The sequence below is a fragment of the Sphingomonas aerophila genome, from assembly GCF_014199305.1.
Lineage (GTDB): Bacteria > Pseudomonadota > Alphaproteobacteria > Sphingomonadales > Sphingomonadaceae > Sphingomonas > Sphingomonas aerophila.
The window spans coordinates 1-25104 of record NZ_JACIJK010000016.1; the positions used below are offsets into that span (position 1 = coordinate 1).

The following is a 25104-nucleotide window of genomic DNA, read 5'->3' on the forward strand; positions in this document are numbered from 1 at the left end:
TCGACCGCTCGCCACAGGTAGACCATCTCGCCGTTCAGCTTCACGTACATCTCGTCCAGGTGCCATCGCCAGTGCCGGAAGCCTCGCATCCGGCTTACCCGCTGGCGGCGTATGTCGCCTGCGAACAGCGGGCCGAACCTGTTCCACCAAAGCCGTACCGTCTCATGGCAGATGTCGATGCCGCGCTCGAACAGCAGGTCCTCGACATTCCGCAAGCTGAGCGGGAAACGCACGTACATCATCACCACCAGCCGGATCACCTCAGGCGACGAGTTGAAGTAGCGGAACGGGCTCTCAGGCTTGCGTGGACGTGGCATGCGCCAGCCCTACCCATCCCGCTCCAGGACCGTGCATTTGGTTTGACGAAGCCCGGCGAGGCACTGGACGCCGCGACTTAGTGCAAGAGCACTAGCCTATATGGTGCCGGCCGAGGCCAGGTACCGCGATCCTGCTGTCTAGTATTGGGCCCGATCGCACCCGCCCAACGTTCAGGGCGCTCAATTGGGAGAGGTACTATGAAGCGTTACGTCACGACCGCACTGGTCGGCGCCGCCCTGTGTGCAACGGGAGCTTTCGCACAGTCGCATCAGCAGGGCTCACATAACCCTGCCCTGAAGGACGGCAGTCCCCATGCAGTGGCATCGGCTGCTCGTGGTGCCAACTCGTTCACCGAGGATCAGGCTCAAGGACGCTTGAAGAAGGCCGGCTTCTCGCGCGTGTCCGCGCTCAAGAAGGACGACCACGGAGTATGGCGCGGGATGGCTTACAAAGGCCGGAGCAAGGTCCGGGTCGGCGTGGACTACAAGGGCAACGTGGTTCGCTGACCTCCACTCTTTCCAAGGATAATTCCATGACCCAGACCATTACACGCCTGTTCGACAACTACTCGGACGCGCAGGCAGCGGTACAGAAGCTTGAAGCGCTCGGCGTACCGCATTCAGATCTCAGCATCGTCGCCAACAACGCAGATGGCGCTCACGGCGAGCATCATGGCCACGGTCATGATCACGACGGGGTAAACGACCACGGCGACGTGAGCCGTGGCACTTCGACAGGTGCGGTCCTTGGTGGCGCCGGCGGCCTTCTTGCCGGTCTGGGCCTCCTCGCGATCCCGGGTCTCGGTCCGATCGTTGCAGCTGGCTGGCTAGCCGCAACAGCAGCGGGCGCCGGCTTGGGCGCTCTGGGCGGAGCGGCGACGGGCACCATTGTTGGTGCGCTGAAGGAAGCGGGTCACACTGACGAAGAGGCTCACGTCTATTCGGAAGGCGTTCGTCGTGGCGGCACTCTCCTGAGCGCCCGCGTGCCTGACGAGCTTGCGGCTCAAGCCGAGGCAGTGCTCCACAGCCACAACTCCGTCGACGCGGTCACTCGCGGCGCTGCGTACCGCAGTCAGGGCTGGACCAGCTTCGACGAGAACGCGCCCGCCTACGACCGCGAGCAGGTTGTAGCTGAGCGAACCCGCTACGTAGGCGCAGGCAGCGAGACGGTGCCAAGGACCGGCAGCAGCTTCTGATGCTGTGGGCAGCGCTCACGAGCGCTGCCCACCCACCGAAGGCCCCGGCTTCCACGAGAACCGCAGTTGGCCGGGTCTCGGCACGGCCATGTAAATGCTTGTCGTAAAGTTTAATCGGGCCCGACCGGGCTTACCACCTGTTTCAGTTTTCATGCAAACTCACCCCGCAACTGTCGTCGAGCAACTGGACCGAGGTCTCAGCGCCCAAGCTAATCAAAAGCGGGGTAGTTGGCCGGTACGCCTGATTGGCTCGGCTAGCGAGATTGGCGACCAGCCGCAAATGCGGCTCCTGTGTGCGGCCACAATCGCCTTCGCGATCATCAAACGAGATGACCGCCTGCTGACGACCGGCATCAAGATGCTTTCCGCCCACACCTTGGCGACATGGGGCAAGAGCGGCGTAAAGTCCGTCGTCAATCGCACCCGTCCAGAAAGCGGAGATGACCCGAGGGTGCAACTTGGTGACAGCGATGCTCACGAGGAGAACTCTTTCCCGTCGGGTCACAGTGCCGGGGCTATTTCGGTGGCCCAGGCTTTTGCCCGGAGCTACCCAAAGCATTCACTCACGGCACGGTCAGCGGCGCTCGCCGTTGCAGCCGTTCAGGTGCCGCGAGGCACGCACTATGCTGGCGATGTGGTCGCGGGCATATTGATCGGCCTTGGTGCCGAGCGAGCAAGCGAAGCCGCGATCGGGTCGAGCTTGCAACGCCTGGATGCCAAAACAATCAACGTTGCGCTGACTGATGTGGGCAGGTTTGTGCAAGATCGGGTTTTCAAACGCGGCAAATAGGAGTTTCGCTCGGCCCAGCTAGCCTCAAGCGCCGTATCCAGGTAACCTCTCGCTTGCCAGCGGCGCGCTCGCGCCGCTGGCTCTTCTCACATCCGAGCAAGTCTGATTGGTGCACGCGACTGGTTTTGGTCAATCGCTTTCGGAAACGTCTCCGTCGTCCTGTTCCAGCAATTGATCCACTGCCTCACCGATGAGGTCGAGTTGCTCCAAGGTGGCCAACAGCTCCACCGTCTCGCCGTCCTCGTCTTCGATGAGGAGGAGGTAGTCGTCGCTGCTTGGTTCGATAGTGAACCGTGCCAGGGTTTTCGCCATCTGTCTGCCTTTCAACAATTTGGTCCAAGAGCCTTGAGGCCCGAGCAGCGCAGCGCCGCCCGAGCTACCTCGTGGATTATTCCTCAGCTGCCTCGGCTTCGGCCTTTGTCTTGTGGCTGATCCCCTGCTCCTCAGCGGGCGGGGAGTAGACGGTGAACAGCTTGAGCGGCTCGTCACCCTTGTTGATGATGTTGTGCTTCGCACCCTTGGGAATAATGACCATGTGGTTTCGCGTCACCTTGGTGCGGCTGCCGTCGACGACTGCTTGCCCTTCGCCTGCCACAAAGAACGTCGTCTGGTCAGCGTCGTGCACTTCCTCGCCGATATCTTCGCCCGGCTCGATGCTCATGAGAACGACCTGACAGTTCTCATCATAGTAGACCTCCTTCTGGAAGTTCTTGTTCTTGGTCGCGAGATCGAACATGTCTTTGTTGAATACGGCCATCATCAATCTCCTTCGTTGTGGGTCGCTTTGCGCGGTGCGCTATCGCTCGTACTGAACTGCCGCCACGTGATATGGATGCCGAGCCTATCTCTTGTGCTTGCGTGACATCTTCTTCTTAGGCGGCGTGCTGACTTCCGGCCGGTGTTTGAAAGTCAATCCCGCCACTAAAGCTCCGAGCGCGGCGATTGCGAGAAACGCGCCGATGCTATTCCGAGTGATAGCTTTTGCTGCCGGTAGCTCACGCGGACTATGAGGCGCGCCATCAGCGGGCGGACTGGTGTCCTTACCTGCTGCTGACGCAGGCTCGCCGTTGCCGGTTTCGTCGTGACGTTTTTCCGCAAGGGGATAAGGCGACTGATTGGCAGGCGGCACGGGTGGAGAGTGAGGCATGCTTGACTCCTGAACTCGTTGCTTAACGCCATTGAAGATGGAGGTGTCCGCAGGGTCGAGCGTGCGACGTGACCGTGCCACGCTTGCTGTAAGGAACATGCTTCCGTCTCAAGGCGAGCCAATTGGCTGCCTCGGGATCAAGCACCCTGTTGCGGATGAGTTCTTTACGCAAAGCGAACTTGGATAAGCCACTAGACTGACCGGTGTTGGTCAGTGAGGGGCGACGGGTCAGGCTCGGTTGCCGAGGGTGCGCGAGCGAGCGGGCCGCTCGCCCGCTGTTCGGTCAGGATCTGCCAGCCGGTGATGAACAGCGCCCCGATCAGCGGACCAACGACGATGCCGCTCAGGCCCACCAGGTTGATACCGCCCAGCGTCGTCACGAGCACCAGCCAGTCAGGAATGCCAGTGTCCCGTCCGACCAGGATCGGCCGCAGGATGTTGTCGGCCAGGCCAATCAGCAGCACGCCCGACAACACAACGGCGACCGCCTGCCAGATTGCTCCTGCGGCCAGGAGATAAAGCGCGACCGGCACCCAGATGATCGCTGGTCCCACCGCGGGGAGCAACGCCGCGATCGCCATCAGCATACCCCACAGCAAGGCAGCCGGGAGGCCGACGATCCAGAAGGTCACCGCCCCCAACGCACCCTGAACCAGCGCGACGACGCCAGATCCCTTGATTGTCGCGCGCACAACCGCCACGAACTTTGCCGACAGGCGCTCTGCGACGTCCGGCTGCAAGGGAAGTGCTCGGACAATGGCAGGACCGATCTCTGCTCCGTCACGCAACAGGAAGAACGTCACGTACAGCCCGACGCCGAATGCCAGCAGGAAGGCAGCGGCATTGCGACCTATCGAGAATGCCTGCCGAGCGATCATGCTGACGCTGCTGCCCAAGGCACCGGAGATACGGGACTGAACGCGTTCGAAGCTATCCAGGCCGGAACTGTCCATCAACGTCTGCAGGCGCAGCGGCAGCGCATCATGCATCTGCTGGAAGTAGGTTGCGAAGTTGATCTGCCCGCTTCGCACCTGCGTGTACACGCCCGCCGCTTGCTCCACGACCAGGCTGGCAACGATCAGCGCAGGCATGACCACGGCAAAGGTGATGATCAGCAGCGTCACCACAGCCGCACGATTGCTGCGGCCCGGCCAACGGGCGAGCAGGCGCTGATAAAGCGGCTGAAAAAGGAGCGCCGCCAGCGCTGCCCAGAGCAGCGCTCCTGCAAAGCCGGATACCACGGCCGCGAGCGCGATGGTGATCGCGGCCAGAAACAGGATTAGTCCGCCCCGCTCAACCCGTTCCTTGTAAACCAACTGGTATTCCTTCTGTTCGTCAGCGGGCGGCCGAGCCGGTCGCAGCGCTCGTCAGGGCATCGGCACGCTGCTTGGCAAGGCGGCGTATCTCCCTGGCCTGCTCCTCCAGCCGATCGGCTCGCGCGTCTGCCTCGGTCTTGATCCGGTCCCGCTGCGCGTCGAGGTCCTTGCGTGCAGCCCGGTCAGCGCGGTCCTCGGCCTCGCTGATCCGCTCGGCCGGGCCGTCGCCTTTGTACTCGATGCCGGCTGCATTAGCGGCAGCCCGGTCCTGCGCCTCGCCTGCCTTCTCATTCGGACCGTCACAGCCGGCTACCAGAATGAGCGCGGTCGCCATGATCATGTATCGCATACTCATCCTCCTACAGTGTGGGGCGGCCACAAGGGCCGCCCCCGCAATCCTCGCGGCGACTGGGTCGAGCAGGCTCGATTACCTAGCGCTGGCCGCCCTCGTTGCGGCCCATCTGGGCCTGAACGCTTTCCTTGCCTGCGCTGGCCACCTCCTGTGCAGCCTGCTTGACGTGTCCGAGCAGTTCACCGCTCTTCAGGTCACCAACCAGTTCGCCGATCGGCTTGTCGGCCGTGAGCCCGTGCGCCTGGGCGCTGTCCTTGACCGCGCCAAGCGCGTCACTGGCGACCTGTGCACCGCGGTCAGTGAGGTCCTGCGCTAGGGCCCGACCTTTGGTCCGCAGTTGGCCAGCTACGTTGCCGAGAGCGTCCTCCTCCTGGTTGCTGAGCGGGATCAGCGCGCCGGCTACAAGCCCGACCAGCGCTGCTGCGCTGCCCAAGACCACAGGGTTGCTCGCCAGCCCACGCGCACCGCCATGCCGGGCAACGGTGCTGGATGTACCGCTTCGCAGATCATGGGACTTTTCGAGCAGGGTCTGGCTGGCCGAGGCCATCGCGTCCTTGACCCGCTGGCCATAACTGGCCGCGGTATCCGACGCACTCCGCGCAATTCCGAGCACCTGCCCACGGGCGTCGTCGACGCGGCTCGCATGAACGTCGGGGTGCTCGTCTTGGAGGCGCACCACGCCTGCTTCGGCGTCACGCAGCCGTGTCGGCAGATCCGCGGGCCGGGCACGCGACTGCTTGTTCTGGTTAGACGCGAGCAGCCATGCGATGCCGACGCCTGCCAGTACGGCCGGGATCGGGTTGGCCTTGGCCTTGGCGATCAGGGTTTGCGTGAAATCAGCGCCATCGCCGCCCGTCACATGCGCCAGAGCATCGTTGACGAGCTGATTGGGAGCCAACCGGTCGCCCAGTTCGTCAAGACGTCGGTCCATGCGCTCGCGGGTTTGTGCCAGATCGCGCTCGATCTGATCGGTGTCGTCAGTGGCGTCGGCCATCACACATGCTCCTTGAGAGTGCGGCCGTCCTGCTTGAGATTGGCGGCCGTTCGATCGGGGGTGAGGTTCTTGAGCGACAGCTTGGCGAGCCCTGCGCGCGCGATCAGCCCGCCCACGACGACGATCACGAGGCCGACAATGAGCAGCGCGGCCCAGGTCGGCAGCCACTTCGCCAGCACTGCCGCGCCGCCTTCGAGGAGGACCACCAGCCCGGCAAAAGCGACCAGCGCTCCGCCAACCAGCGATATCGCGCCGCCAAGCAGGCTGTGCAGCTTTTGATCGAGTTCGGCGCGGGCCAGCGCCAGCTCGCCCCGCACTAGGTCCTGGACGTCGCCGGCAAGCCCGCCGGCGATCTCGCCGAGGCTGTGCCCGCCGTGCGGATCAGTGTTGGCCATGGCTCATCTCCGGCATTGTCGGGAGGTCATCGCGCGACAGGCTTCCGGCTGCGACCTTCCCGAGGCGCGCAACAGCAAAGCCGGCCGCGAGCGCCGCGCCCATGAACAAGGCCGGCTGAGCCCGAGCAAAGGACTGAACCTCGCTCGCGAGCTGCCCCAGATCCTTGTCGCGGATCGTGCCCGCCAGCGTGTTCAGCTCCGCCGCACCGCGCCCAATGGCACTGGCAAGCCAGTCCTGCTGGCCCTCGAACTGCTGCCCGGAACGCTGAACCGTCCGCGCCAGCTGCTCGACATAATCAGCGGCAGTGCCTTTGCGAGCGTCCAGGGCGCCCGTGAGCTTCTGCTTGGCTTGACCGGCCACTGAAGAAGCCGCCTGCACGGCTTCACCTGTCGACGACGGCGTACCGCTCTGAGGTGAGAAGGTGACCGGAATCTCAGTCTGGACCTGATCCGGCGAGGGTAGAAGGTCAGCCGGTTGCGTAGCATCGAAAGGCGGTGACGCCAGACTTGGTCCTGGCTCGGATGGAAGCCCATGGGGCCGCGTTTGTGCAGCAGGGCCGCTGCCAATCTCCCGGTTATCGAAGTCTTCTGTCATGACCGTCTCTCTTTCTACAGCTCGGCTGTAAGCTCAGGGCCCTCTCGGCCCGGCATTGATCAAAGGTCCCGACGCTCACTTGGCCTGCTCCGCCCGAGATCCCGCCCGTGTCGTCGACGCGCGCTTTGGCGACGGGCTGCCGCGATTGCGCCAGTCAGTAGAAGGGCAGCTATAAGGCCGAGCATGATCGTGATCGCGGTCGGCATGGGCCATCTTTCTGAACGGCCGGGGAGCGCTGGCGACGCCATCACTCCCCGGCACCTTCTGTTCAGCCGCTTACCCGGGCGATACGCTGCCCGGGGACACAGCGGCTCCGCGTGGGCACTTGGCCTACGCGCAAGCCCGTTCAGTAATCGCGGCGGGTCGTACCACCGAGGATCCCGCGGTCATCGTCGTCGAGGTTCTCATCGCGAACGCCGCGCGTGGTACCAAGGTCGTCGACTTCCACATCGGTCCGACGGACAGTGTCGTCGATGTCGCGCGTTTCCTCGTCGGCAGTCTTGCGTACGACGACTTCCTCGACGACCCGCGCCTCCTTGGCGACCATCGCCTCCTCACCGCGGGCGGTCATCTCGACCGTACGCTCGCGGAACGCGTCACCATCGGCTGCAGAGAGGGGCTGGTCGACCGTCCGGCGCTCGACATCGACACGCTCGTTGCGCAGGCGGAGCTGCTCGTGGACGGGCGTTTCGGTCACGTAAGAGCGCACACGCACACCGCCGCGCTCGACTTCACGCTTGCCGACCTGGAGGCGCTCCTCGACGACCGGGATCGCTTCTTCCTCGACCGTGTTGCCGGTGCCCGTGCCGCGACCAATCAGGCTATCGCGATCGTTGGTGTCCCGGTCCGTCGAGGTACCAAAGGCGCCGGCTGTTGCACCCAGTCCGGTCGCGGCGCTGTCACCCTCGCCATAGTTCCAGCCCTGTGAGCGCCACTGCTGCGACCGGTCGTCGATGTCGATCGAGTTCGAGTCTTCGAGCACGCGAACCGCGTCATCGACCTGATGCTCCTCAACGTCCGCAGTCAGCAGCGCGCCGCCACGACGCACGCCTTCCTCATACGTATGGCGATCCTCGTCAGGCAGGAACGCGTTCTTGATCGAGTCCCAGACGCCGCGGTCCTGATGGTCCGAGTACGCGCCCTCCGAGCGAAAGCCCTGGCTCGACTGGTCGTGGACATGGACGTGGCTGGCATCGATGTTCGCCATGTGCAGCCGGTTCTTGGCCGCTTCGGCATCGGAACGGCTGTCGAACAATGCGGTGATGGTACGGGACATGGTGTTCTCTCCTGCTTAGATCTGGTGTTAGCGGCTGGTGACGACGAGCTCGGTGCGGCGGTTCTCCGCCTGGCCCGAGGCGGTCGCATTGCTGTCGACAGGATCGGACTCGCCGCCCGAGACGGTCTCGATACGCGAAGCGTTGATCCCTTGCGCGACAAGCGCCGCCTTGACGGCATCGGCCCGAGCCTTGCCGAGCGCGGTATTAGCTGGCGTGGAACCGCGGGCATCGGCGTAGCCGGCGATCCGCACATGGGCGTTGCCGTACTGCTTGAGCACCGCGGCAATTTGGTTGACCTCTGCCGCATCGGCGGGACGGACGTCGCTCTTCGCGGTATCGAAGTTCAGCTTCTCGAACTGAAAAGTGCGCGGCGTCGGCTCGGTCCCGGCAAGGAAGCCCCCGACAGCCGACGTACCGGCCAGCGCCTCAGCGGACCCTGCGTTGGGCGTTGCCGCGACGACTGCACCGGCGTTGTCGGCCGGGGCTGCTGCTGCGGTATCGTTGGTCACCACCGCTTGCGTGGTCGTGGTGGTCGTCTGATCATCCCGCCCGCAGCGGCTCAGCGCGAACAGCAGGGCGAGAATGCCGGCCAGCAGAGCCAGCCAGGCAAGCCAGTTCGGACCCTTTTTGTGGTGCTCGGGCCCGACATGGAGGTGGTTGGGCGGCGCGCCGTTGGTGCGCTTGTCGGGGTCAGCCATCAATGGTTCTCCTGTGGGGTGATCGGTTCGCGGTCGACCTCGACCTGCGTTCGCTTCAGCGTCGTCGGCACGGCGACCTCGGTCCGCTCGACCTGGCGATGCAGGTGGAGCTCCTCGACCAGGAACAGCCGCTTCTCGACGACCAGCCGCTCTTCGACGACTGGCACGATGGTCACGTCGCCCTCGGTCCGGATCGCAGGCACCTCGAAGATCTCGCGATCTACCGCCACCCGGACCACGTCGACACGCTCACGGCTCAGATGCTCGCGGACGACGACGTCCTGGTCCTCAGGGCGGGTGCGGACCGTTACGCGTTCGGTATCGACCACGCGCTTGCTGACGCGGGCCTGCTCCTCGATTATCGGGATACGTTGGATGTCGTCGGACATGACCAGCCTTGCAGTAGGCCGCCCCAACGTGACCGCGTTCAGATGTGTCCCGTTATTGCACAGGCGCAACGACATGCGCTTAGTACAAAGCTACTAGGCACGTTAGTCGTTGGGCCGCTTAGGCATTGGAACATCGGCAATGCCGGAGCGCTCATGGCACCATGACCGAGCCGCTCCCCCGTGTGCTGGCGAGCAGCACTTTGCGCCACCTCGAACAGTTAATTGGAGAACTTAGCGCTGGAGTCATCCTGATCGACCTGTCGGGCTCGATCATCTGGGCCAATGAGGCTGCGCTCACCATGCATGGCGTAGCAGGTGCGGATGAGCTCGGTGCGACGGCCGACGACTATGCTCAGCGTTTTGCGCTCCGTTTGCGCAATGGCCACCGACTGGCCAGCCGGGAATACCCGCTGATGCGGGTGTTGGCAGGCGAGAGCTTCCCCGACCTGGTGATTGAGGTGTCTCCCATCAGTGGTGGCGAGACGCGTTGGACCCATCACGTCCGGGATGTCGTCATGACCGGGGGCGACGAAGAGCCTGACTGCCTTGCACTCGTGATCCAGGACGTGTCGGACCAGTATGAGGCCGAGGCCCGGTTCGAAGCCATGTTCCAGGCCAATCCCGCACCGGCGCTGATCCTTCGCCTGTCAGATCAGCGCTTCGTGAAGGTCAACCAGGGCTTTCTCGAGATGACCGGTTACGCGCGCAATGTCGTTCTTGGTCGAAGCCTGTACGAGCTCGACGTCCTCCATAAAGCGGAGCGACTGGACTATGCCAAGCAGCGGCTCGCGGCCGGGCAGTCGATTCCGCAGATGGAAGCCGAGCTGCCGATCCCGGACGGTCACCACAAGCTCGTGATCATCGCCGGACAGCCAATCGAGATCGGCGACGACAAGTGCGTGCTCTTCACTTTTGCTGACCTGGAGCCCCGGCGAAAGGCTGAGCGGGCCCTGCGCGCCAGCGAGACCTACTTCTCCACCCTGTTCTCGATGGCGCCCGTGGCCATGGTGATCACGTCCCCCGATGGACACCGCACAGTGGATGCCAATGAGGCGTTCGCCCGTCTTCTCGGCAGAAGCGTAGGCAGCGCTGTCGGACGGGCTCCCGGCGATCCGGAGATCTGGGCCGATCCAAACGACCGGCTGGTCGTAGAAGGCGAGATCGATCGCTCGGGAGGAGTTCGCAACCGTGACATTCGTCTGGTCCACGCGGACGGCCGGCCCATCGACTGCCTGCTCTCGGCCGAGCGCATGGTGATCAAGGGCGAGCGCTGCACCTTGTGGCTGTTCCAGGACATCACCGAACGCCGGCACAGCGAGCTTGAGTTGGTCGATGCGATCGAGGCCGTGATGAAGGATGCGAGCTGGTTCAGCCGCTCAGTCATGGATAAGCTCGCCTGCCTTCGCAATCCGCGGACCGAACCGGCGCAGCCGGTCCAGGACCTATCGCCCCGCGAGCGTCAGGTATTGGAGCTGATTTGCGAGGGGCTGGACGACAAGGCAATCGCAGCCCGCCTCGATCTGTCGGGGAACACGGTGCGCAACCATATCGCGCGAGTTTACGGCAAAATCGGCGTCAATCGTCGCAACGCAGCGGTTCTTTGGGCGAAGGAGCGGGGCCTCGCATGAGGTGCGTGGGGGGCGACCAGTCGCCCAATCCGCAGGTCAGCGCTGTTGTCCTGTCCCGGTTGCCGCTCGAGGAAGCGAGCGCTGCTCTGCACAAATCATCAATGCTCAGATGCTCTTCGCGCTCCTTGGTTGAGCGCTGAGGTGCTGGCAGCCCGTTATCATCAGCTTGGGAGGCTAGCCGTAGTCGGGCAGCCTAGGTCCGGAAACGGCTAACGGTGCATACCTTCGAGTTGCTCCTCGCTTTGGTCGCTGCCTCCGTAGCATTGGCGTATCTCGCCCAGCGCCTTCGTGTGCCCTTGGCCGTGTCGCTCATCTTCGGCGGGATCGCGCTCGCCTTCGTGCCCGGCGTCGGCACGGTGGAGCTTGAGCCCGACCTGGTGCTGGCGTTGTTCTTGCCGCCACTCCTGCAGGTGAGCGCCTATCGCACGGACTGGCCAGCGTTCCGGTTCAACCTTCGTCCCATTCTGCTGCTGGCAGTTGGCGCCGTATTCTTCACCGCAGCAGCCGTTGCGGTCGTCAGCAAGCTGCTCGTGCCGGGTCTGCCCTGGTGGGCAGCAATTGCTCTTGGCGCGATCGTAGCGCCTCCCGACGCCGTTGCGGCCGCTGCGGTGCTGAAGCAGGTGAAGCTGCCCAAACGCATTGTTACCGTGCTCGAGGGCGAAAGCCTCATCAACGACGCATCGTCACTGGTCCTCTACCGCTTGGCAGTCGCAGCAACGCTGGCAGGCACCTTCAGCTTTGGTGAGGGTGTTCTGCAGTTCTTCGGGGCCGCTATCGGCGGAGCGCTCGCGGGCTGGATCGTTGGTCGCTTCGCTATCTGGGTGTTTGCGCGGATCGAGGACACTCTGCTCGACGTCACAGTTTCCCTGCTCGCGGGCTTCCTCGCCTACTTCCTGGCGGAGCAGGTCCATGTCTCGGGCGTGCTGGCGGCAGTGGCGTGTGGGCTTGTTCTCGGCCGGCAGCAGCATGCCGAGTTTACGGCGCAAACGCGGCTGGCCGTGGCGAATATCTGGGAGTTCGTGGAATTCCTGCTCACCGCCCTGATCTTCATCCTGATCGGCTTGCAGCTGCGCAGCATTATCGAACGGTTGGAGGGATATGATGCCACTCGCCTGGCGCTGCTTGGCTTAGCCGTGTCCGCCACTCTGATCGTCAGTCGCTTTGTCTGGGTCTTCCCCAGCATCTTGTTGCCTCGCGTCATATTCAGATCCGTGCGCGAGCGGGACCCGATGCCACCCTGGAGTTATCCGGCCGTCCTATCCTGGGCGGGGATGCGGGGTGTTGTCAGCCTGGCTGCGGCCCTAGCGCTGCCGGCTAAGTTTCCAGGGCGTGACATCATCGTGTTCCTGGCGTTCTGCGCGATCTTCGCTACGCTCGTCGTGCAGGGCACGACGCTAGGCTGGGCGATACGCCGGCTCGGTTTAGCCGAGGAAGAGGATGAAACCCTGCCCGAACCCGACACAGCGCAGGCGAGGGCAGAGCTGGCAGCAGCTTCGCTTGAGGCAGTTCAGGAGCATCTGGACGACGACGGGTCCGAACACGCCGAGGCCGCAGAGGAACTGGTGGAGGAATACAAGGCCCGTGCCGAACGGGCGAGCATCGAAGGTCAGGACATCGATAGCAAGACCGAGCAACTGGAGGCTCAACAGCGGCTTCGCCTCATTGCGATCGGGGCTGCCCGGGAGAAGCACAAGGAGCAAACCGACCAGATCGATGCCGACGCTCATCGCGCGCTGGGCGAGGAACTGGACTTGGAAGAACAGCAGATTCGCCGCGCGCTGGGCGAGGCCTGACACTAACCCTCATAGACGTGAAAAGGGCGCCGTAGCGCGGCTCAAGGTCGCTCGAAAAGAGGCGCCGACAGTGCCAATCCTCGGCACAGCTACTCTTGTCCGCCTTACGAGCGGCTGACGCTCGACGGGGCCGGGCAGCAGCAGCTCAGAAATGCGGAGAGCCGCGTCGAGAGGAGCTTAGAGCGGTTTTCGGCCGATCTGAATCGTTGATGATTCACAGAGGGCGGGTTTTCTGATTCAGCCTCCCTGCTGGCGAAGGAGGCCGGCAGGGATGGGTCGAGCCATGTCGCGTGATCTGCGGGACCGCGTGGTTGCTGCTGTAGATGGTGGGCTGTCGTGCCGAGCTGCGGCCGAACGGTTCGGGGTGAGCGCCGCGAGCGCGATCCGCTGGCGACAGCTCTCGCTTCAGCACGGTACGCCGGCCGCCAAGCCGCAGGGTGGCGATCGTCGCTCGGCCAAGATCGAGGATCATGCCGCCCTCATCCATGCCGCCATCGAGAAGCAGTCCGACATCACGCTGGACGAGTTGCGCATGATGCTGGCCGGGCACGGTGTGAGCACCAGCATCGCGACGCTGTGGCGGTTCTTCGCCCGCCACCGGATCACGCGCAAAAAAAGACGGCCCATGCGAGCGAGCAGAACCGCGCCGACATTGTAGCGCGGCGCTGGGCCTGGTTCGAGGGCCAGCTCGACCTCGATCCCGAGCGGCTGGTGTTTATCGACGAAACCTGGGCATCCACCAACATGGCCCGCCGCCATGGCCGGTGTCGACGAGGCAAGCGGCTCCGCGCCAGCGTGCCCCACGGACATTGGAAGACGACGACCTTCGTCGCCGGCCTACGCCGCACCGGCATGGTGGCGCCGATGGTGCTCGACGGGCCGATCAACCGTGACGCATTCCACGCCTATGTCGAGCAGGTGCTCGTCCCCGAGCTCAACCCCGGCGACGTCGTGATCATGGACAACCTGTCGAGCCACAAGGCGCCCGCCGTGCGCGAGATGATCGAGGCCGCTGGTGCCAGCCTGCTCTACCTCCCGCCTTACAGTCCCGATTTCAACCCGATCGAACAGGCCTTCTCCAAGCTCAAGGCGCACCTGCGCAAAGCTGCCGAGCGCACCATCCACGGCCTCTGGAACGCCATCGGCCGCATCATCGACCTCTACTCGCCCGCTGAATGCGCCAACTACTTCACCAACGCCGGCCACGATGCAGATTGATCGAAAACCGCTCTAGTTCTTTGGCACCTTCTCCTTACCCTCTCCGGGGTTGGAGGTGTTCACCAGTTCAGGCGAGCGCTTCGCGGGAAGTCGTTCTTCCTGGACCTCGGTGTCGATCCGCTTGGTACGTGTGAATGGCTCCAGCACCTGCCGCTTACCGGTCTCAACCGCGCGAGCGATCGCTTCCAGTACGCGGACGTCCGCATAGCCTTCTTCTGCGCCCGGCTCGGGATCGCGGCCATTGAGGATGCAGTCGGAAAAGTACTTCAATTCACCGCCGAAATGGTCGGTGTTCTTGAAGCTCTCGTGGCTCTGCTTCTCGCCAAGCGTGATGAACTGCTCGAGCGGCTTGCCATACATGAAGCCTGGATTGACTTCGACGCTGCCTTCCGTGCCGATCACCGTGTAGGAGTCGAGGGTGTTGCCGTAGTAAGACAGCACGAAATGAGCGAGCCGGTCGCCGGGAAAACGAAGCGTGACCGACACCGTGTCGTCGAAATCGCCCAGACCTGCCTGCGGGTGGCGGGTTCCGACCGCCGAGACGACCTCGGTCGGCTCGTCGCTGAAAATGTAGCGAGCGGCGTTGAGCGGGTAAGGACCCATGTCGAAGATCGGGCCGGCCAGCACGCCGTTCTTCGCTCGGTGGTTCTCAGGGTCGACCATCTGGGCGAAGGTGGAGTTGAGCGCGATCAGCTCGCCGAGCTGGCCCGAGCGGACGAGTTCTACGGTCGCCAGCGTCGCCGGTTCGAAGTGGAGGCGGTATGCCACCATCAGTTTGGCGCTGGACGCCTTTTCCGCTTCCATGATCGCGCGGCACTTTTCGCTGGAGACCTCCAGCGGCTTCTCCACAAGAACATGGACGCCGGCCTTCAGCGCGGGGATGGCGAACTCGGCATGCCGCCAATTCGGCGTAGCAAGATAGATCGCGTCGATCTTGCCGGAGCTTAGAAGCTCGTCAAACTGCTCGTAGCTATAGCAGTCGCTTACGCCGTATTGCTCGCCGACGCCGCGCGCCTTCTCAGGATCACCGGTGACGAAGGCCGCGATCTCAGAGTTGCCGGTGTGCTTGACGCCGGGCAGCATCGCTTCCTGCGTAATGTCGCCCAGTGCAACGAAAGCGTAGCGGACCTTGCGATCGGACCCGAGCCCGAGAGTGGAAGCGATGCTCATGATGACCTCACGTCTGCGATGATGGGCTAGAAAGCGCTGCTCAGGCGCCCAGTGGCGAGCGATCGTAATCCTGCAGCAGCGCCGCAACGTCGTGATACAGGGCGATCGCGCCTGCTTGCTCAAGCGCCTCGTCCGGGAACTTGCCCGAACGCAGCCCGATTGCAGCGATGCCGCACTTCTTCGCAGCCTCGATGTCATAAGGCGTGTCGCCCACGACGATCACTTCGTCGGCGGCAAGCGGCGCGATCTTCTTGAGCGCGGTAGCGAATATATCGGGCGCCGGCTTGGTGTTCTCGACATCGTCGGCACTGGTCGTTTCAGACACGATGTCGCGCGCATCGAGCAGGTCTAGGTAGTGGTCGAGCTCCGCCTTTGAGGCAGAAGAGGCGAGCACCACTTTCTGGCCTGCCTGTTGCACGCGTTGAAGAAGGTCGCGCGCCATCGGGAACGGCTTCACCTGGTTCAGGAACTTCGACTTGAACGCCTTGCCGTGCGCTTCGCCGAGCTTCTCCTGGCCTTCGTCGTCCGTGTCCGGCAGCAGGGTGGGAACCAGCATGTCCGTGCCCTTGCCGATCTGGTCGTGGATGACCTGCCGATCGAACTGGGCACCAATGCCTGCAAACGCCTCCTCCTAAGCCATAATGTGGAAGTCGTTGCTGTCCACAAGCGTGCCGTCGATGTCGAACAGGACAGCCTTGATGGCCATAAAGGTGCCTTTCGGGAAAGCGGAATGTATCGCTGGGCGCAGCTCTTGCCGGGTCGGCACGGTTGCCACAGTCACTGAGCGCGTGAGAAACACTGGAGTTCCGTAGCCATCAACCAGTGTCGATTCAGACACTTGGGTGCTCGCGGCCTTGCAGGAGCAGCGCGGGACGTCTCGCGACCCAGCGTCAGTGCTCAATCTGATGCGGCTTGCCGTTGTCGTCGACCGCTACGTAAGTGAACAGGCCATTGGTGACTTTATGGGGCTCGGCCCCGCTACGGTTTCGTGCCCATACCGCGACACGAACCTTGACCGAGGTTTGGCCCTGCTCCTCCAGCTCGCAGAAAACTGAGACGTCGTCACCGACCCGGACGGGTTCGAGAAATTCAACCCCGTCGATCCGAACGGTGACGACGCGCAGGCCCGAATGGCTGACAGCAAATGTGGCACCGGCCAGGTCCATTTGCGACAGAGTCCAGCCTCCGAAGATGTCACCGCTCGCATTGGCGTCGCGGGGCATCGCCACCGTACGTAGATGGGCACCCCCAGGCGTCTGTGGAAATTCATCGGCCATCAAGCTCTTCCGAAAGGATCGCTGGCGCCCCACGATTGTGGTACAAGAAACTGGCTCGCAAGCGGGGAAAGTCGGCCGTTGCTGACTACCCTGAATGATGAGTCTGCCGGAGGAGGGCAGCCAGCGACCTACCTCCGGCAGGATCACGCCTGGGTTATTGCTGGCTACCGGTGCCGCCGGCGCCGCCCGAGGTTCCGGTACTACCCGAATTTACGGAGCTGTCGGACATGCCCGACGAGCTGGACGATCCGCCGCTGGTCCTGCTTGCGCCACGTGACCGGGTGGCCGACTTGCCGTGGCTTTTCCTGGAGTGGGCGCTCGCCCCCGATCGCCGGCTGCTTGTCGCGCTCGCGCCGGATCCACCCGACCCACTGCTCATGCCGGTTGAGGATCCCGACTGTCCGCCAGATGACGTGCCACCGCTCGTTTGCGCCAGGGCACCCGCACTCAGTCCAAGAACTGCAGCTGAAGCCAGCATCAGTTTCACGATCTTCATGATCATTTCCTTCGCTTGTCTTTGAACAGAACGCCTCGCAGAAGGTTTAAGGCTTCGCTGCCGTGGTTCTTATTGCTCTAACTTACATTTAGTTCCTGCCCGCATGAATCATGTCACAAGTTAAGGCGCAGGTTGCGGCAGGGGATTACTGGTAGTGTTTAGACACAAGGACGAACGATCATGATTATCCCAGTTCGCGCCTTGATGAGCGCCGCGTGTTTTGCCTTTGCAGCGCCTGCATACGCACAGGACATCTCTACCGGTACGGCGCAGGAGGGCTCAACGACGGATCGCGCCCCGTCTGACGGCAGCGGCCTGTACGTTGCTGTTGGTGGCGGACTGGTCTTGAGCGAGCGGCTTCGCACGAACGCAGGCGTCTCGGCCAAGCTCGATGACGGCTTTCTGGGTTTGGCAGCAATCGGCGGTCGGGTCGGGCCATTCCGTGCTGAGCTTGAGGGAAGCTACCGTCGCGCCTCGGTCGACAGTGCCACTGGTTTCGGACTTCGTGCCCTCGGCACAGGCCGAGTGTCGGCGCTTAGCGGGATGGGCAATCTGTATCTTGAACCATCTCTCGGCCTCGGTGCGATACGTCCTTACTTTGGTGGCGGAGTGGGCGCGTCTCGTTTCCGAGCACGCGACGTCGGCGCGGTAGGCCTCCCTGTGAGCGCCCTTCCGCGGAGCCTTGGTACCGTTTCAGGCAGCAAAACCGTCTTTGCCTATCAGGCGATGGCGGGGCTGAGCGGTCCGGTAACGGATCGGGTGACAGCCTCCTTTGGCTACCGCTATTTCGCGACCCCGAGCGCTGATCTGAGTGCGCCGCTAGTCGGATCAGTTCGCGTGCGCGGGCTGCGGTCGCACGGCATCGAAGCCGGCCTGCGTTTCGGCTTCTAAAAGCGCCAGGCCTCTCGCGTCACATGCCGGCGTCAGCCGGCTAGCTCGTTGGGGCACGACTGTGTCGCCAATGTCCTAAGTTCTGCAACAGCGGTTGAACGAACCCGCTTGCCTCGTTGAGATGTATTGCAATTATGTGTTGCTCTAAGGCTCGCTTTCGAAGCACCTCCGCCACACGCAGATCAAGTACAGGTAGGGTCAAACGGACGTTTGCTGAACACGAAAAGGGAGAAATGGCTGGGTAATTGCCCGTCCGCTCCTGGCAGCAATATTGGTAAGCAGCCGCTCGGTTAAATGGCGGGGCAGAGAGCCAGAGGGGCGCATCCTTGATGAAGGGGGTGACCGCTCAGCTAAACAGCATCGATGTGACAAGGCGAGGGGCCGGCTGACAACGTTCGACGTGCTCATGCTCCGCTTTGCGAACGACAATCACCACTGACGACACGAGCTCCTTCTGGAGGAAGGTAGGATGCTAGCCGATCCGGCGCTACTGGATGCGGAAGCACACTTACGACGAGTGGAGTAACGGCACTAATTGTGGTCGCTGGGGCCATGCTGGGCTAGTCCGCTCCCCCCTCAACTAGGGTCAGGACTCATTGAGACAACTGTCGCGATCTGACTCAGGCTCCGCGAGGAGATCGGGATGAGCGACTTTTTGACTGACGGACGAGAAGGTGGCGCGCCGGGGGGGGGGGGGGCTGGCCCAGTGGCGTGCACGTCGGCTGCGATCTTCTGCGGCCTCCCTGCTTTCCGATATGGACAGCCTGACCGCCCCTTCCCCGGTCACGTGAGAATTTGAGTGCGGAACTAGCTGTCAGGCGTGCGCGGGCGGGAAATGCGCCTGCCCTACCCTGCGCCGCTTACCAGCCCACGCAGTTGCCTTGACGGAGCCGTCGCAGTTTACGCCTCGTCCGCCAACAAGAGCAGCAGCATACTCGCATTGCTGTGCGGCTTGGTCGTTTCCCGAACCTGGCTAAAACAGCTGCTTGCGAAGCTTGGTATGTTCACCGCCGCCACCGTCCCTCATTTGGAATGATGGTACCTCGCGTACCACTCCACGAACTTGGGAATACCGACCTCGATTGACGTTGTTGGAGCGTAGCTGTGCTCGGCCGCGATGGCCGAGATATCTGCATAAGTCGCGGGCACATCGCCAGGCTGCATGGGTTCGAGCCTGCGTATTGCCTTCTTACCGACAGCGTGCTCCAGAATGTCGATCACCCGCAGTAGCTGTTCAGGCCGACTATTGCCTATGTTGTAAACGCGGTGCGGCGGGTCCCTGCCGTTATCCATTGCAGGCGAGTCCGTAACGGCGACGATGCCCGAAACAATATCGTCAATATACGTAAAGTCGCGCTGCATGTCTCCATTGTTAAACAAGAGAATGGGCTGGCCACGAAGGATTGCCTCAGTGAAGAGCCAGAGCGCCATATCAGGCCGACCCCATGGGCCGTAGACAGTGAACAGCCGGAGACCAGTCAAGGGTAATCGATAAAGATGAGCGTACACGTTACCTATCAGTTCATCAGCCTTCTTGGTCGCAGCATAGAGCGAAACAGGGCTGTCGACGCGATCATGTTCTGAGAAGGGCTGCTTGACGTTTCCGCCGTAAACCGAGCTCGACGAAGCATAACTCATTGACTGCAAACCGCTCAGCCGCCGTGCGTATTCGAGCATATTAACCTGCCCGACCAGATTGGATTGCACGTAGGCTTGAGGGTTCGTCAAAGAATAGCGCACCCCTGCTTGTGCTGCGAGGTGGATTATATGCGTGACCGGGTGCCGGGCGAGTGACGCGTCGAGTGCGGCAGCGTCCGCAATATCGACGTTTGCGAAGGTGAATTCCGGATGCGTAAGCGCGGCCAACCGATCGCGCTTAAGCTGTACAGGGTAGTAATCGTTAAGATTGTCGATTCCGACCACGTGCTCGCCGCGGTCGAGCAAACGCTTAACTACCGCGGACCCGATAAAGCCGGCCGCGCCGGTGACCAGATACATCATAATTGACGCCCCCTTGCCGCCATGGTGCTCACACTCGCAGCCGAGATTCAATTCAGCAAGTTCGAAGCATCGTCGAAGGATCGAAAATTGAGGGCGTCATTTATTTCAGCGAGGAAGCTACTACGCGATGCTCTGTTACGTAGCCTTTTCGCGAGGAAAGAACTCATGTATCCGATTTCACGGTGTGATGGTGTGACCATTTCTACGCTTGCCAGAAGTCGAGGCCGACAATCGCAGGTGGCAACGAGCGATCTGGAATGCCGAGTTCGTCCCCGTCAGCTTACGCACCGCCACGGTATGCATTGCGTCCTTCCGGACCGTCAGCGGCGGTCCGCGCGCATGATCCCTGGGTTGCCGGCGAACCGGGTCACACCCATGGCACGCCCGACCCGTTCAATAGCGCGAAGCGGCGCAGCGCCTTTGCCTGCCCGGTGGAGCGCCATAGGCAGTAAGAATTCCCGGTCCACAGAGGTCACTAGAAAGCTACTTGCCGCAAAGGCCTGACGAAGTGTCGACGATCGGAAACTTCGATAGACGCGGGTGTCGCCCTCGATCCTTTTCTTCAAACCGAACGTCGCAAGCGACAGCATGTTCGAGCTTGCGAGTTCGGGGTAATCGATCACTACGCTGCGCGATGCGACCCGGCAAAGTTCGCCAAGGAAATTTTGCCAGTCCTCGACGTGCGCCATAGTGCGGATCGATACGACCGTGTCGAATGAGCGGTCCTCGAACGGAAGGCGGTCCAGCGGGCCGGTCGCGAAAGTGACCCCGGCGTTTCGCTTGTCCTGACTAAGCCGCGCGGCGCATTCCGGGGCGCTCCCCAGAACAGTAACCTGATGGCCGCAAGCTGCGAGCGGCCCACTTAACTGCCCATGCCCGCCGCCAACGTCCAAGATTGTGACAGGCCCTTGGTCCGCAAGTGCCTGCATCACAAGTTCTTCCTGCCGGGCTAAAAACATGCTGCCAGCGTTGCCCGCAAAGCGGCGCGCATAAGCATCGCTTGATGTTTCAATATCAGGCGCCGTATCGAGGTTCATCGTAACAACCCCTGTTCGCGGTACCACTCGACGGTGCGGCGGAACCCTTCGGCAAGGTCGGTTTGAGGGTCGTAGCCGAGCAGCTCGCGCGCATGGTCGATGGAGAAAGCGCGGTTGTGCTTGAAAAAGGTCAGTCGCCGCCGGTGTAGCGGCGGCTCCACCCCGATCCGATTGCAGAGCGCCTCACACAGCCGGGCTGCGACGTTCACCGCCGCATAAGGAACTTTGATCCGGGGCGGCGGCACGCCGAGCGCCGCCGCGGCAGTTCCGATGTATGCGCGTAACGGCATGTAGTTTGGACCTCCGATGATGAAGGTCTCCCCATCAATGCCGGGCGTCGTCATCGCCCGCACAAATCCGTCGGCCAAATCGTCTAGGTAGACCGGGTGGAAGTTGCTGCGTCCGGCGCCAATCTGGACGAACACACCCTTGGCAAGCATCCGAAACAATTTGAGCATGCGGGTGTCGCCTGGCCCATAGATGCCGCACGGTCTTATGATCACAATCTCGGTGGCTGTTCGGCCGACCTCGGCCCGGCAGAATGCTTCTGCCCGCATCTTGCTTTCCTGGTAGTTGTCGCGCGGATCGAGTGGCGCGTTTTCGTCGGAGGGCGTGAGCTCGACGGAGCCATGGACGCCGATGGTGGAGCAGTAGACGAACCGCTCAGCTCCGGCCTTCTGCGCCGCTCGGAGCAGGCGTTCCGTGCCGTGCAGGTTGACTTCAAGGAACGCCTCGGCTGGGCCGTCGTTGCGGTACATGGCCGCGATATGCATGACCCCCGCTGCACCCTCCGTCAAACGTGCAAGCGCTTGCTCGTCGGACAGGTTGCCGATCACCGTCTCGGCATGGGGCAGCGAATCCCAGGCGTCGTCACGCACGCGAAACAGCGCGCGAACGCGAAACCCGTCGGCCAGCAGGCGCCGTGCCAGCACGCCGCCGAGGGCGCCGCTCACCCCCGTAATCGCGACCAGGGCGGGCGGTTGCAGCCTATTCATCGACTTGGTCCCTTTGACGCGAAGGTTTGAAGAGAGCGCGGTTGACTGCCTCACCAGCGAGCGCGTGCGCGGTAGTGAGTTTGGTGCCGAGCAGCGTCCACAGGCCGCGCGGCCCGCCATGATCGCCATGGTGCAAGACCAGATCATGCGCGCGTAATGTTTTACCACCCCCGTCCACGTCGGGCAGCAGCCCGGCCCAAGTCTCGAGAATGGAGACACCCTTCAGCCATGGCGCTGCGGCGCAAAGGTCTTTCAAAAAGGCCTCGACCAGCGTTGGCGGCACAGTCACAACCGCACCACGACCGAGATCGGCCTCGATGGGCGCGTAGTAGGTCCCGGCGAGGAGTCGGCCGCCTCTATCGCGCAGGAAGTAGCTTCGGCCGCGGCCCGGTACGGGTGACACCGCCACTGCCTGTCCGCTCACTGCGGGCACATCAAGTAAGAGGTTAAAGGCCAGCGTACGCGCTGACAGCGCTGGAAGGTCGCGGTCGAGCCTCCGCGCAATGGACCGCGACGCCGCGCCGACGCAGAGCATTACTGTATTCGCGGCATAGCGCGTTTCGCGTTGCGCTCCCCGGACCACAACACCCCGCACTGCGCTCCCTACCAGATCGAGAGCAACCACTTCTTCATGCTCACGGACGACACCGCCCGCTTGCTCGATGCGGCCAGCTATATTGCGCATCAGCCCGAGCGGATCGTCGACCGCCAGTTCGGGCCAGACCGCGCCACCGACAAGGCCGGCCCGCGGAATTGGGTAGCCGCCCGCAACCTCGGCGGGCGTGACGAGGTGCGCCTTTCGTCCGAGCGTGACGAGCCCCGTGACCCTCGCCATCGCCCGCTCTAGCAAAAAGGCAGTTCGGAACAGTGAACGCGAACGAAAAGCGCCGCGGTACAGCGGCATGACACAGTCGATGGAACGGGTGTAGGCGGCGAACTCGCGCGCGAACCAGAGTTGCTCGCGTCGCGACCGGTGCCAGCGCCGCACGTCCAGCGATTGAAGGTAGCGGAGGCCGCCATGGACAATGCCCAGACTGGCATTGCTTGCGCCGCTCCCGAGAGCGTTACGTTCGAGCAGCAGCGGCCGACCGCCATGCCGGGCGATCTCCCATGCTACCATAAGACCTTGGATGCCGCCGCCAACGACGACGGCGTCAAACTCAGCCATTCTATTCTCCAAGCGGTCAAACGTCGTGTTCGGCCCGCCCAACTATTCGCCGAATTCGGTAGGTCGAGGTTGCCGGTAACCGCGTGAAAAGGACGACTTCGGCGATCAGCCCAACCGCTGCGACCTGCAGCCCCAGCACAATCAGCAGCACCGCCAGCAGCAGCGCCGGTCGGTCGCTCAGCGCGACGCCGTTAGCGCGCTGCAGGAGCAATACTATGCCTTGTAGAACGCCGATGAGGGTCAGAAAGATGCCGATTGCCCCAAACAGCCGGAACGGTTTTTGCAGAAACCGCATCAAGAACCCGACCGAGAGAATATCGAGAGTGTTGCGAGCATATGAACGCAGGTCATGCGACCGATAGCCTTGATCGTCAGCCGCCTGCGGAACTCTGACCTGCTCAACCTTGAAGCCGGCATGTTCCGCCAGAACTGGAAGAAAGCCGATCTGCTCCTGTAGCACGATTCGGTCGAGTACACCGCGCTTCATCACGCGCACTTGGCAACCGAGGTCGTCAAAACGCGATCCGGTAATCCGAGCCACATTGCGGAACGCGGCACCGCGGGCACGATTCCCCAACGCGTCACGCCGACGCTCGCGCGACGCTACCACCAGATCGGCATCAGCGAGTTTCTCTACCAATCCCGGCAGCGCACTTGGCACGACCTGCAGATATGGTGGCAAGAGTAGGATGTCCTCCGCCGCGGCGAGACGCACGCCTTCTCTCAGGCACGCCGCATTCCCGAACTGGCGCGGCAACTGGACGATCTTGATCTCGCCGCGAGCAGCGAGTGCGCCAAGCGCGGCAGCGTGGCTTCCTTGGGCAACGACAAAAATAAACTCGATCTCTCGCCTAAGCGGAGCCAGACCCCTACGATATATATCGAGTAGGGATTGTAAGTTTCCAACCCGCTGCTCGATACAGATAACCACGGACAAGTCGGGCCCAATTGGCGCTGCACCAACCACCTGTTCTTGCTGCGAGTTCATGATCCGCTTTCCCCTGCTGGAACACGCTTGGCCAGAAGCTTGGCAGCAATCCCTGCGTATTGACCCACACGTGGTTCCACCACTGATAACATGTAGGTCAGCGCAGCTAGCGCGGCCAAGTGGCCCGCAGCGCTAAGCAGCAGCACGCCGATCGACCAGAGGACCATTGCATTCCGAGGACCAGCCTCAACCAGGATGACAATCAGTACTCCGCTCGCAAATAAACTCGCGATCGGCCCAACGAGCCAAGTTTTGGGGCGCCGCGCATAGCGGAGCAGGAAGTGGATTGATATAATATCGAGTGCGACTTTGTAGATTCGCGAAAAGCCATACTTCGAGACGCCGAACTGGCGCGCATGGTGGCGCACCTGAACTTGCGCGACTTGCGCTCCTGCCAATTGGCTTAACGCGGGGATGAAGCGGTGCATCTCACCATGGAATGGCAGGCTTTGAATCAACTCGCGTCGGAAAGCCTTGAGCGAGCAGCCGCTGTCGCGCACTTGGACGCCTAGCACTTTGTTGATGATGCGGTTTGCGATCTTGGAAATAAAAACGCGTTTTCCTTCGTCTTGGCGTTTGCGCCGCCAGCCGGCCACCATATCGTTGCCTTGGTCGATCAGCGCGAGCAGTTCCGGGATATCACGCGGATCATTTTGCAGGTCGCCATCCATCGTGACGATCGCTTGGCCGCGCGCGGTGTGAATGCCCGCTGCCATCGCTGCGGTCTGCCCATAGTTGCGCTGGAACTCGACCACTCGCACTCGGCTGTCGCGCTCCGTCAATTCTATCGCGCGGCTGAGGGTCGCATCCTTGCTCCCGTCATCTACCAGAATGATCTCGTAGCTGCGGCTTCCCTCCGCGAGAGCATCAGTGAGGGCGCCATGAAGCAGCGCAACGTTATCTTCCTCGTTGTACAAAGGTACTACGACCGAGAAGTCGGGGGCGGGCCACTTCCTGTTTGCCGGTTGCTCCATCT

General features: G+C 62.5%; 29 protein-coding genes. 9 read left to right on the forward strand and 20 right to left on the reverse strand.

Features of this window, described 5'->3' with window-relative positions:
• On the reverse strand, positions 1 to 317 hold a 317-nt coding region (locus FHS94_RS17900; RefSeq protein WP_184060460.1), incomplete at its 3' end, for a DDE-type integrase/transposase/recombinase.
• A gap of 198 nt (positions 318 to 515) precedes the next feature.
• Between FHS94_RS17900 and FHS94_RS17905 the strand changes: the two genes are divergently transcribed.
• From FHS94_RS17905 to FHS94_RS17915, 3 genes are all read left to right on the forward strand, one after another.
• Positions 516 to 824, forward strand: a complete 309-nt coding sequence (locus tag FHS94_RS17905) for a hypothetical protein (protein WP_184060462.1) — start codon at positions 516 to 518, stop codon at positions 822 to 824.
• 26 nt (positions 825 to 850) lie between these two features.
• Positions 851 to 1513 (forward strand): hypothetical protein, encoded by a 663-nt coding sequence (locus FHS94_RS17910; protein WP_184060464.1) that lies wholly within the window; start codon positions 851 to 853, stop codon positions 1511 to 1513.
• A 151-nt stretch (positions 1514 to 1664) separates the two neighbouring features.
• A complete protein-coding gene (locus FHS94_RS17915; protein ID WP_184060466.1) occupies positions 1665 to 2303 on the forward strand; it encodes a phosphatase PAP2 family protein in 639 nt (212 codons plus the stop codon).
• 129 nt (positions 2304 to 2432) lie between these two features.
• Here FHS94_RS17915 and FHS94_RS17920 read toward each other — a convergent pair whose 3' ends face one another.
• From FHS94_RS17920 to FHS94_RS17965, 10 genes are all read right to left on the reverse strand, one after another.
• Entirely contained in the window at positions 2433 to 2615 is a 183-nt protein-coding gene (locus FHS94_RS17920; protein WP_184060468.1) for a hypothetical protein, read from the reverse strand.
• Positions 2616 to 2691: 76 nt separating this feature from the next.
• On the reverse strand, positions 2692 to 3060 hold the full coding sequence (locus tag FHS94_RS17925; protein WP_184060470.1) for a cupin domain-containing protein: 369 nt from the start codon (positions 3058 to 3060) through the stop codon (positions 2692 to 2694).
• Positions 3061 to 3641: 581 nt separating this feature from the next.
• A complete protein-coding gene (locus FHS94_RS17930) occupies positions 3642 to 4766 on the reverse strand; it encodes an AI-2E family transporter (RefSeq protein ID WP_184060472.1) in 1125 nt (374 codons plus the stop codon).
• Positions 4767 to 4785: 19 nt separating this feature from the next.
• Positions 4786 to 5115, reverse strand: coding sequence for a hypothetical protein (locus FHS94_RS17935; RefSeq protein ID WP_184060474.1), 330 nt, complete (start codon positions 5113 to 5115; stop codon positions 4786 to 4788).
• An 82-nt stretch (positions 5116 to 5197) separates the two neighbouring features.
• A complete protein-coding gene (locus FHS94_RS17940) occupies positions 5198 to 6112 on the reverse strand; it encodes a DUF3618 domain-containing protein (RefSeq protein WP_184060476.1) in 915 nt (304 codons plus the stop codon).
• Entirely contained in the window at positions 6112 to 6507 is a 396-nt protein-coding gene (locus FHS94_RS17945; RefSeq protein ID WP_184060478.1) for a phage holin family protein, read from the reverse strand. The genes FHS94_RS17940 and FHS94_RS17945 overlap by 1 nt, the downstream gene beginning before the upstream one ends.
• The gene (locus FHS94_RS17950) at positions 6494 to 6868 is read right to left on the reverse strand and encodes a hypothetical protein (RefSeq protein WP_184060480.1); all 375 of its coding nucleotides are present in this window, start codon (positions 6866 to 6868) and stop codon (positions 6494 to 6496) included. Before FHS94_RS17950 ends, FHS94_RS17945 begins: the two co-directional genes overlap by 14 nt.
• 580 nt (positions 6869 to 7448) lie before the next feature.
• On the reverse strand, positions 7449 to 8378 hold the full coding sequence (locus tag FHS94_RS17955; protein ID WP_184060482.1) for a YsnF/AvaK domain-containing protein: 930 nt from the start codon (positions 8376 to 8378) through the stop codon (positions 7449 to 7451).
• A gap of 27 nt (positions 8379 to 8405) precedes the next feature.
• The gene (locus FHS94_RS17960; protein WP_184060484.1) at positions 8406 to 9077 is read right to left on the reverse strand and encodes an OmpA family protein; all 672 of its coding nucleotides are present in this window, start codon (positions 9075 to 9077) and stop codon (positions 8406 to 8408) included.
• A complete protein-coding gene (locus FHS94_RS17965) occupies positions 9077 to 9466 on the reverse strand; it encodes a DUF2382 domain-containing protein (protein WP_184060486.1) in 390 nt (129 codons plus the stop codon). The genes FHS94_RS17960 and FHS94_RS17965 overlap by 1 nt, the downstream gene beginning before the upstream one ends.
• Positions 9467 to 9627: 161 nt before the next feature.
• On the opposite strand from FHS94_RS17965, the gene FHS94_RS17970 reads away from it, so the two are divergent.
• From FHS94_RS17970 to FHS94_RS17980, 3 genes are all read left to right on the forward strand, one after another.
• A complete protein-coding gene (locus FHS94_RS17970; protein WP_184060488.1) occupies positions 9628 to 11094 on the forward strand; it encodes a helix-turn-helix transcriptional regulator in 1467 nt (488 codons plus the stop codon).
• Between the two features lie 215 nt (positions 11095 to 11309).
• Positions 11310 to 12887, forward strand: a complete 1578-nt coding sequence (locus FHS94_RS17975; protein WP_184060490.1) for a Na+/H+ antiporter — start codon at positions 11310 to 11312, stop codon at positions 12885 to 12887.
• Between the two features lie 271 nt (positions 12888 to 13158).
• Positions 13159 to 14105, forward strand: a protein-coding gene (locus tag FHS94_RS17980) for an IS630 family transposase (RefSeq protein WP_184060492.1) whose coding sequence is annotated in 2 segments (ribosomal slippage) — positions 13159 to 13495 and positions 13495 to 14105 — 948 coding nt in all. Because the reading frame shifts where the segments join, the coding sequence is not laid out codon by codon here.
• A gap of 12 nt (positions 14106 to 14117) precedes the next feature.
• Here FHS94_RS17980 and FHS94_RS17985 read toward each other — a convergent pair.
• Entirely contained in the window at positions 14118 to 15398 is a 1281-nt protein-coding gene (locus FHS94_RS17985) for a Gfo/Idh/MocA family protein (protein ID WP_246348890.1), read from the reverse strand.
• Positions 15316 to 15831 (reverse strand): HAD family hydrolase, encoded by a 516-nt coding sequence (locus FHS94_RS17990; protein WP_246348902.1) that lies wholly within the window; start codon positions 15829 to 15831, stop codon positions 15316 to 15318. The genes FHS94_RS17985 and FHS94_RS17990 overlap by 83 nt, the downstream gene beginning before the upstream one ends.
• A 24-nt stretch (positions 15832 to 15855) precedes the next feature.
• Between FHS94_RS17990 and FHS94_RS17995 the strand changes: the two genes are divergently transcribed.
• Positions 15856 to 16059, forward strand: coding sequence for a hypothetical protein (locus FHS94_RS17995; protein ID WP_184060494.1), 204 nt, complete (start codon positions 15856 to 15858; stop codon positions 16057 to 16059).
• Positions 16060 to 16165: 106 nt separating this feature from the next.
• Here FHS94_RS17995 and FHS94_RS18000 read toward each other — a convergent pair whose 3' ends face one another.
• A complete protein-coding gene (locus FHS94_RS18000) occupies positions 16166 to 16552 on the reverse strand; it encodes an acyl-CoA thioesterase (protein ID WP_184060495.1) in 387 nt (128 codons plus the stop codon).
• Between the two features lie 227 nt (positions 16553 to 16779).
• Here FHS94_RS18000 and FHS94_RS18005 point away from each other — a divergent pair, with 227 nt between their 5' ends.
• Together FHS94_RS18005 and FHS94_RS18010 are read left to right on the forward strand one after the other, a co-directional pair.
• Complete coding sequence (locus tag FHS94_RS18005; RefSeq protein ID WP_184060497.1) at positions 16780 to 17073, forward strand: hypothetical protein; 294 nt, start codon at positions 16780 to 16782, stop codon at positions 17071 to 17073.
• Between the two features lie 155 nt (positions 17074 to 17228).
• The gene (locus FHS94_RS18010; protein ID WP_184060499.1) at positions 17229 to 17939 is read left to right on the forward strand and encodes an outer membrane protein; all 711 of its coding nucleotides are present in this window, start codon (positions 17229 to 17231) and stop codon (positions 17937 to 17939) included.
• 1023 nt (positions 17940 to 18962) lie between these two features.
• Here the strand turns inward: FHS94_RS18010 and FHS94_RS18015 are convergent.
• The 6 genes from FHS94_RS18015 to FHS94_RS18040 form a co-directional block, all read right to left on the reverse strand.
• A complete protein-coding gene (locus tag FHS94_RS18015) occupies positions 18963 to 19940 on the reverse strand; it encodes an NAD-dependent epimerase/dehydratase family protein (protein ID WP_184060501.1) in 978 nt (325 codons plus the stop codon).
• 320 nt (positions 19941 to 20260) lie between these two features.
• Positions 20261 to 20977: a class I SAM-dependent methyltransferase gene (locus FHS94_RS18020; RefSeq protein ID WP_184060503.1), complete on the reverse strand. Its 717-nt coding sequence runs from the start codon at positions 20975 to 20977 to the stop codon at positions 20261 to 20263.
• Entirely contained in the window at positions 20974 to 21972 is a 999-nt protein-coding gene (locus FHS94_RS18025) for an NAD-dependent epimerase/dehydratase family protein (protein WP_184060506.1), read from the reverse strand. Before FHS94_RS18025 ends, FHS94_RS18020 begins: the two co-directional genes overlap by 4 nt.
• Entirely contained in the window at positions 21965 to 23140 is a 1176-nt protein-coding gene (locus FHS94_RS18030) for an NAD(P)/FAD-dependent oxidoreductase (RefSeq protein ID WP_184060508.1), read from the reverse strand. The genes FHS94_RS18025 and FHS94_RS18030 overlap by 8 nt, the downstream gene beginning before the upstream one ends.
• Before the next feature lie 16 nt (positions 23141 to 23156).
• Positions 23157 to 24128, reverse strand: a complete 972-nt coding sequence (locus FHS94_RS18035) for a glycosyltransferase family 2 protein (RefSeq protein ID WP_184060510.1) — start codon at positions 24126 to 24128, stop codon at positions 23157 to 23159.
• The gene (locus tag FHS94_RS18040; protein WP_184060512.1) at positions 24125 to 25102 is read right to left on the reverse strand and encodes a glycosyltransferase family 2 protein; all 978 of its coding nucleotides are present in this window, start codon (positions 25100 to 25102) and stop codon (positions 24125 to 24127) included. The genes FHS94_RS18035 and FHS94_RS18040 overlap by 4 nt, the downstream gene beginning before the upstream one ends.
• Positions 25103 to 25104 lie beyond the last annotated feature (2 nt).

Excerpts from the sequence above, each read along its gene's own strand:
- FHS94_RS17905 (WP_184060462.1), top strand. The coding sequence starts at position 516 with ATGAAGCGTTACGTCACGACCGCACTGGTCGGCGCCGCCCTGTGTGCA.
- FHS94_RS17910 (WP_184060464.1), top strand. The coding sequence starts at position 851 with ATGACCCAGACCATTACACGCCTGTTCGACAACTACTCGGACGCGCAG.
- FHS94_RS17915 (WP_184060466.1), top strand. The coding sequence starts at position 1,665 with ATGCAAACTCACCCCGCAACTGTCGTCGAGCAACTGGACCGAGGTCTC.
- FHS94_RS17920 (WP_184060468.1), bottom strand. The coding sequence starts at position 2,615 with ATGGCGAAAACCCTGGCACGGTTCACTATCGAACCAAGCAGCGACGAC.
- FHS94_RS17925 (WP_184060470.1), bottom strand. The coding sequence starts at position 3,060 with ATGGCCGTATTCAACAAAGACATGTTCGATCTCGCGACCAAGAACAAG.
- FHS94_RS17935 (WP_184060474.1), bottom strand. The coding sequence starts at position 5,115 with ATGCGATACATGATCATGGCGACCGCGCTCATTCTGGTAGCCGGCTGT.
- FHS94_RS17940 (WP_184060476.1), bottom strand. The coding sequence starts at position 6,112 with ATGGCCGACGCCACTGACGACACCGATCAGATCGAGCGCGATCTGGCA.
- FHS94_RS17945 (WP_184060478.1), bottom strand. The coding sequence starts at position 6,507 with ATGGCCAACACTGATCCGCACGGCGGGCACAGCCTCGGCGAGATCGCC.
- FHS94_RS17955 (WP_184060482.1), bottom strand. The coding sequence starts at position 8,378 with ATGTCCCGTACCATCACCGCATTGTTCGACAGCCGTTCCGATGCCGAA.
- FHS94_RS17960 (WP_184060484.1), bottom strand. The coding sequence starts at position 9,077 with ATGGCTGACCCCGACAAGCGCACCAACGGCGCGCCGCCCAACCACCTC.
- FHS94_RS17965 (WP_184060486.1), bottom strand. The coding sequence starts at position 9,466 with ATGTCCGACGACATCCAACGTATCCCGATAATCGAGGAGCAGGCCCGC.
- FHS94_RS17970 (WP_184060488.1), top strand. The coding sequence starts at position 9,628 with ATGACCGAGCCGCTCCCCCGTGTGCTGGCGAGCAGCACTTTGCGCCAC.
- FHS94_RS17990 (WP_246348902.1), bottom strand. The coding sequence starts at position 15,831 with ATGCTGGTTCCCACCCTGCTGCCGGACACGGACGACGAAGGCCAGGAG.
- FHS94_RS18000 (WP_184060495.1), bottom strand. The coding sequence starts at position 16,552 with ATGGCCGATGAATTTCCACAGACGCCTGGGGGTGCCCATCTACGTACG.
- FHS94_RS18005 (WP_184060497.1), top strand. The coding sequence starts at position 16,780 with ATGCCCGACGAGCTGGACGATCCGCCGCTGGTCCTGCTTGCGCCACGT.
- FHS94_RS18010 (WP_184060499.1), top strand. The coding sequence starts at position 17,229 with ATGATTATCCCAGTTCGCGCCTTGATGAGCGCCGCGTGTTTTGCCTTT.
- FHS94_RS18015 (WP_184060501.1), bottom strand. The coding sequence starts at position 19,940 with ATGATGTATCTGGTCACCGGCGCGGCCGGCTTTATCGGGTCCGCGGTA.
- FHS94_RS18020 (WP_184060503.1), bottom strand. The coding sequence starts at position 20,977 with ATGAACCTCGATACGGCGCCTGATATTGAAACATCAAGCGATGCTTAT.
- FHS94_RS18025 (WP_184060506.1), bottom strand. The coding sequence starts at position 21,972 with ATGAATAGGCTGCAACCGCCCGCCCTGGTCGCGATTACGGGGGTGAGC.
- FHS94_RS18030 (WP_184060508.1), bottom strand. The coding sequence starts at position 23,140 with ATGGCTGAGTTTGACGCCGTCGTCGTTGGCGGCGGCATCCAAGGTCTT.
- FHS94_RS18035 (WP_184060510.1), bottom strand. The coding sequence starts at position 24,128 with ATGAACTCGCAGCAAGAACAGGTGGTTGGTGCAGCGCCAATTGGGCCC.
- FHS94_RS18040 (WP_184060512.1), bottom strand. The coding sequence starts at position 25,102 with ATGGAGCAACCGGCAAACAGGAAGTGGCCCGCCCCCGACTTCTCGGTC.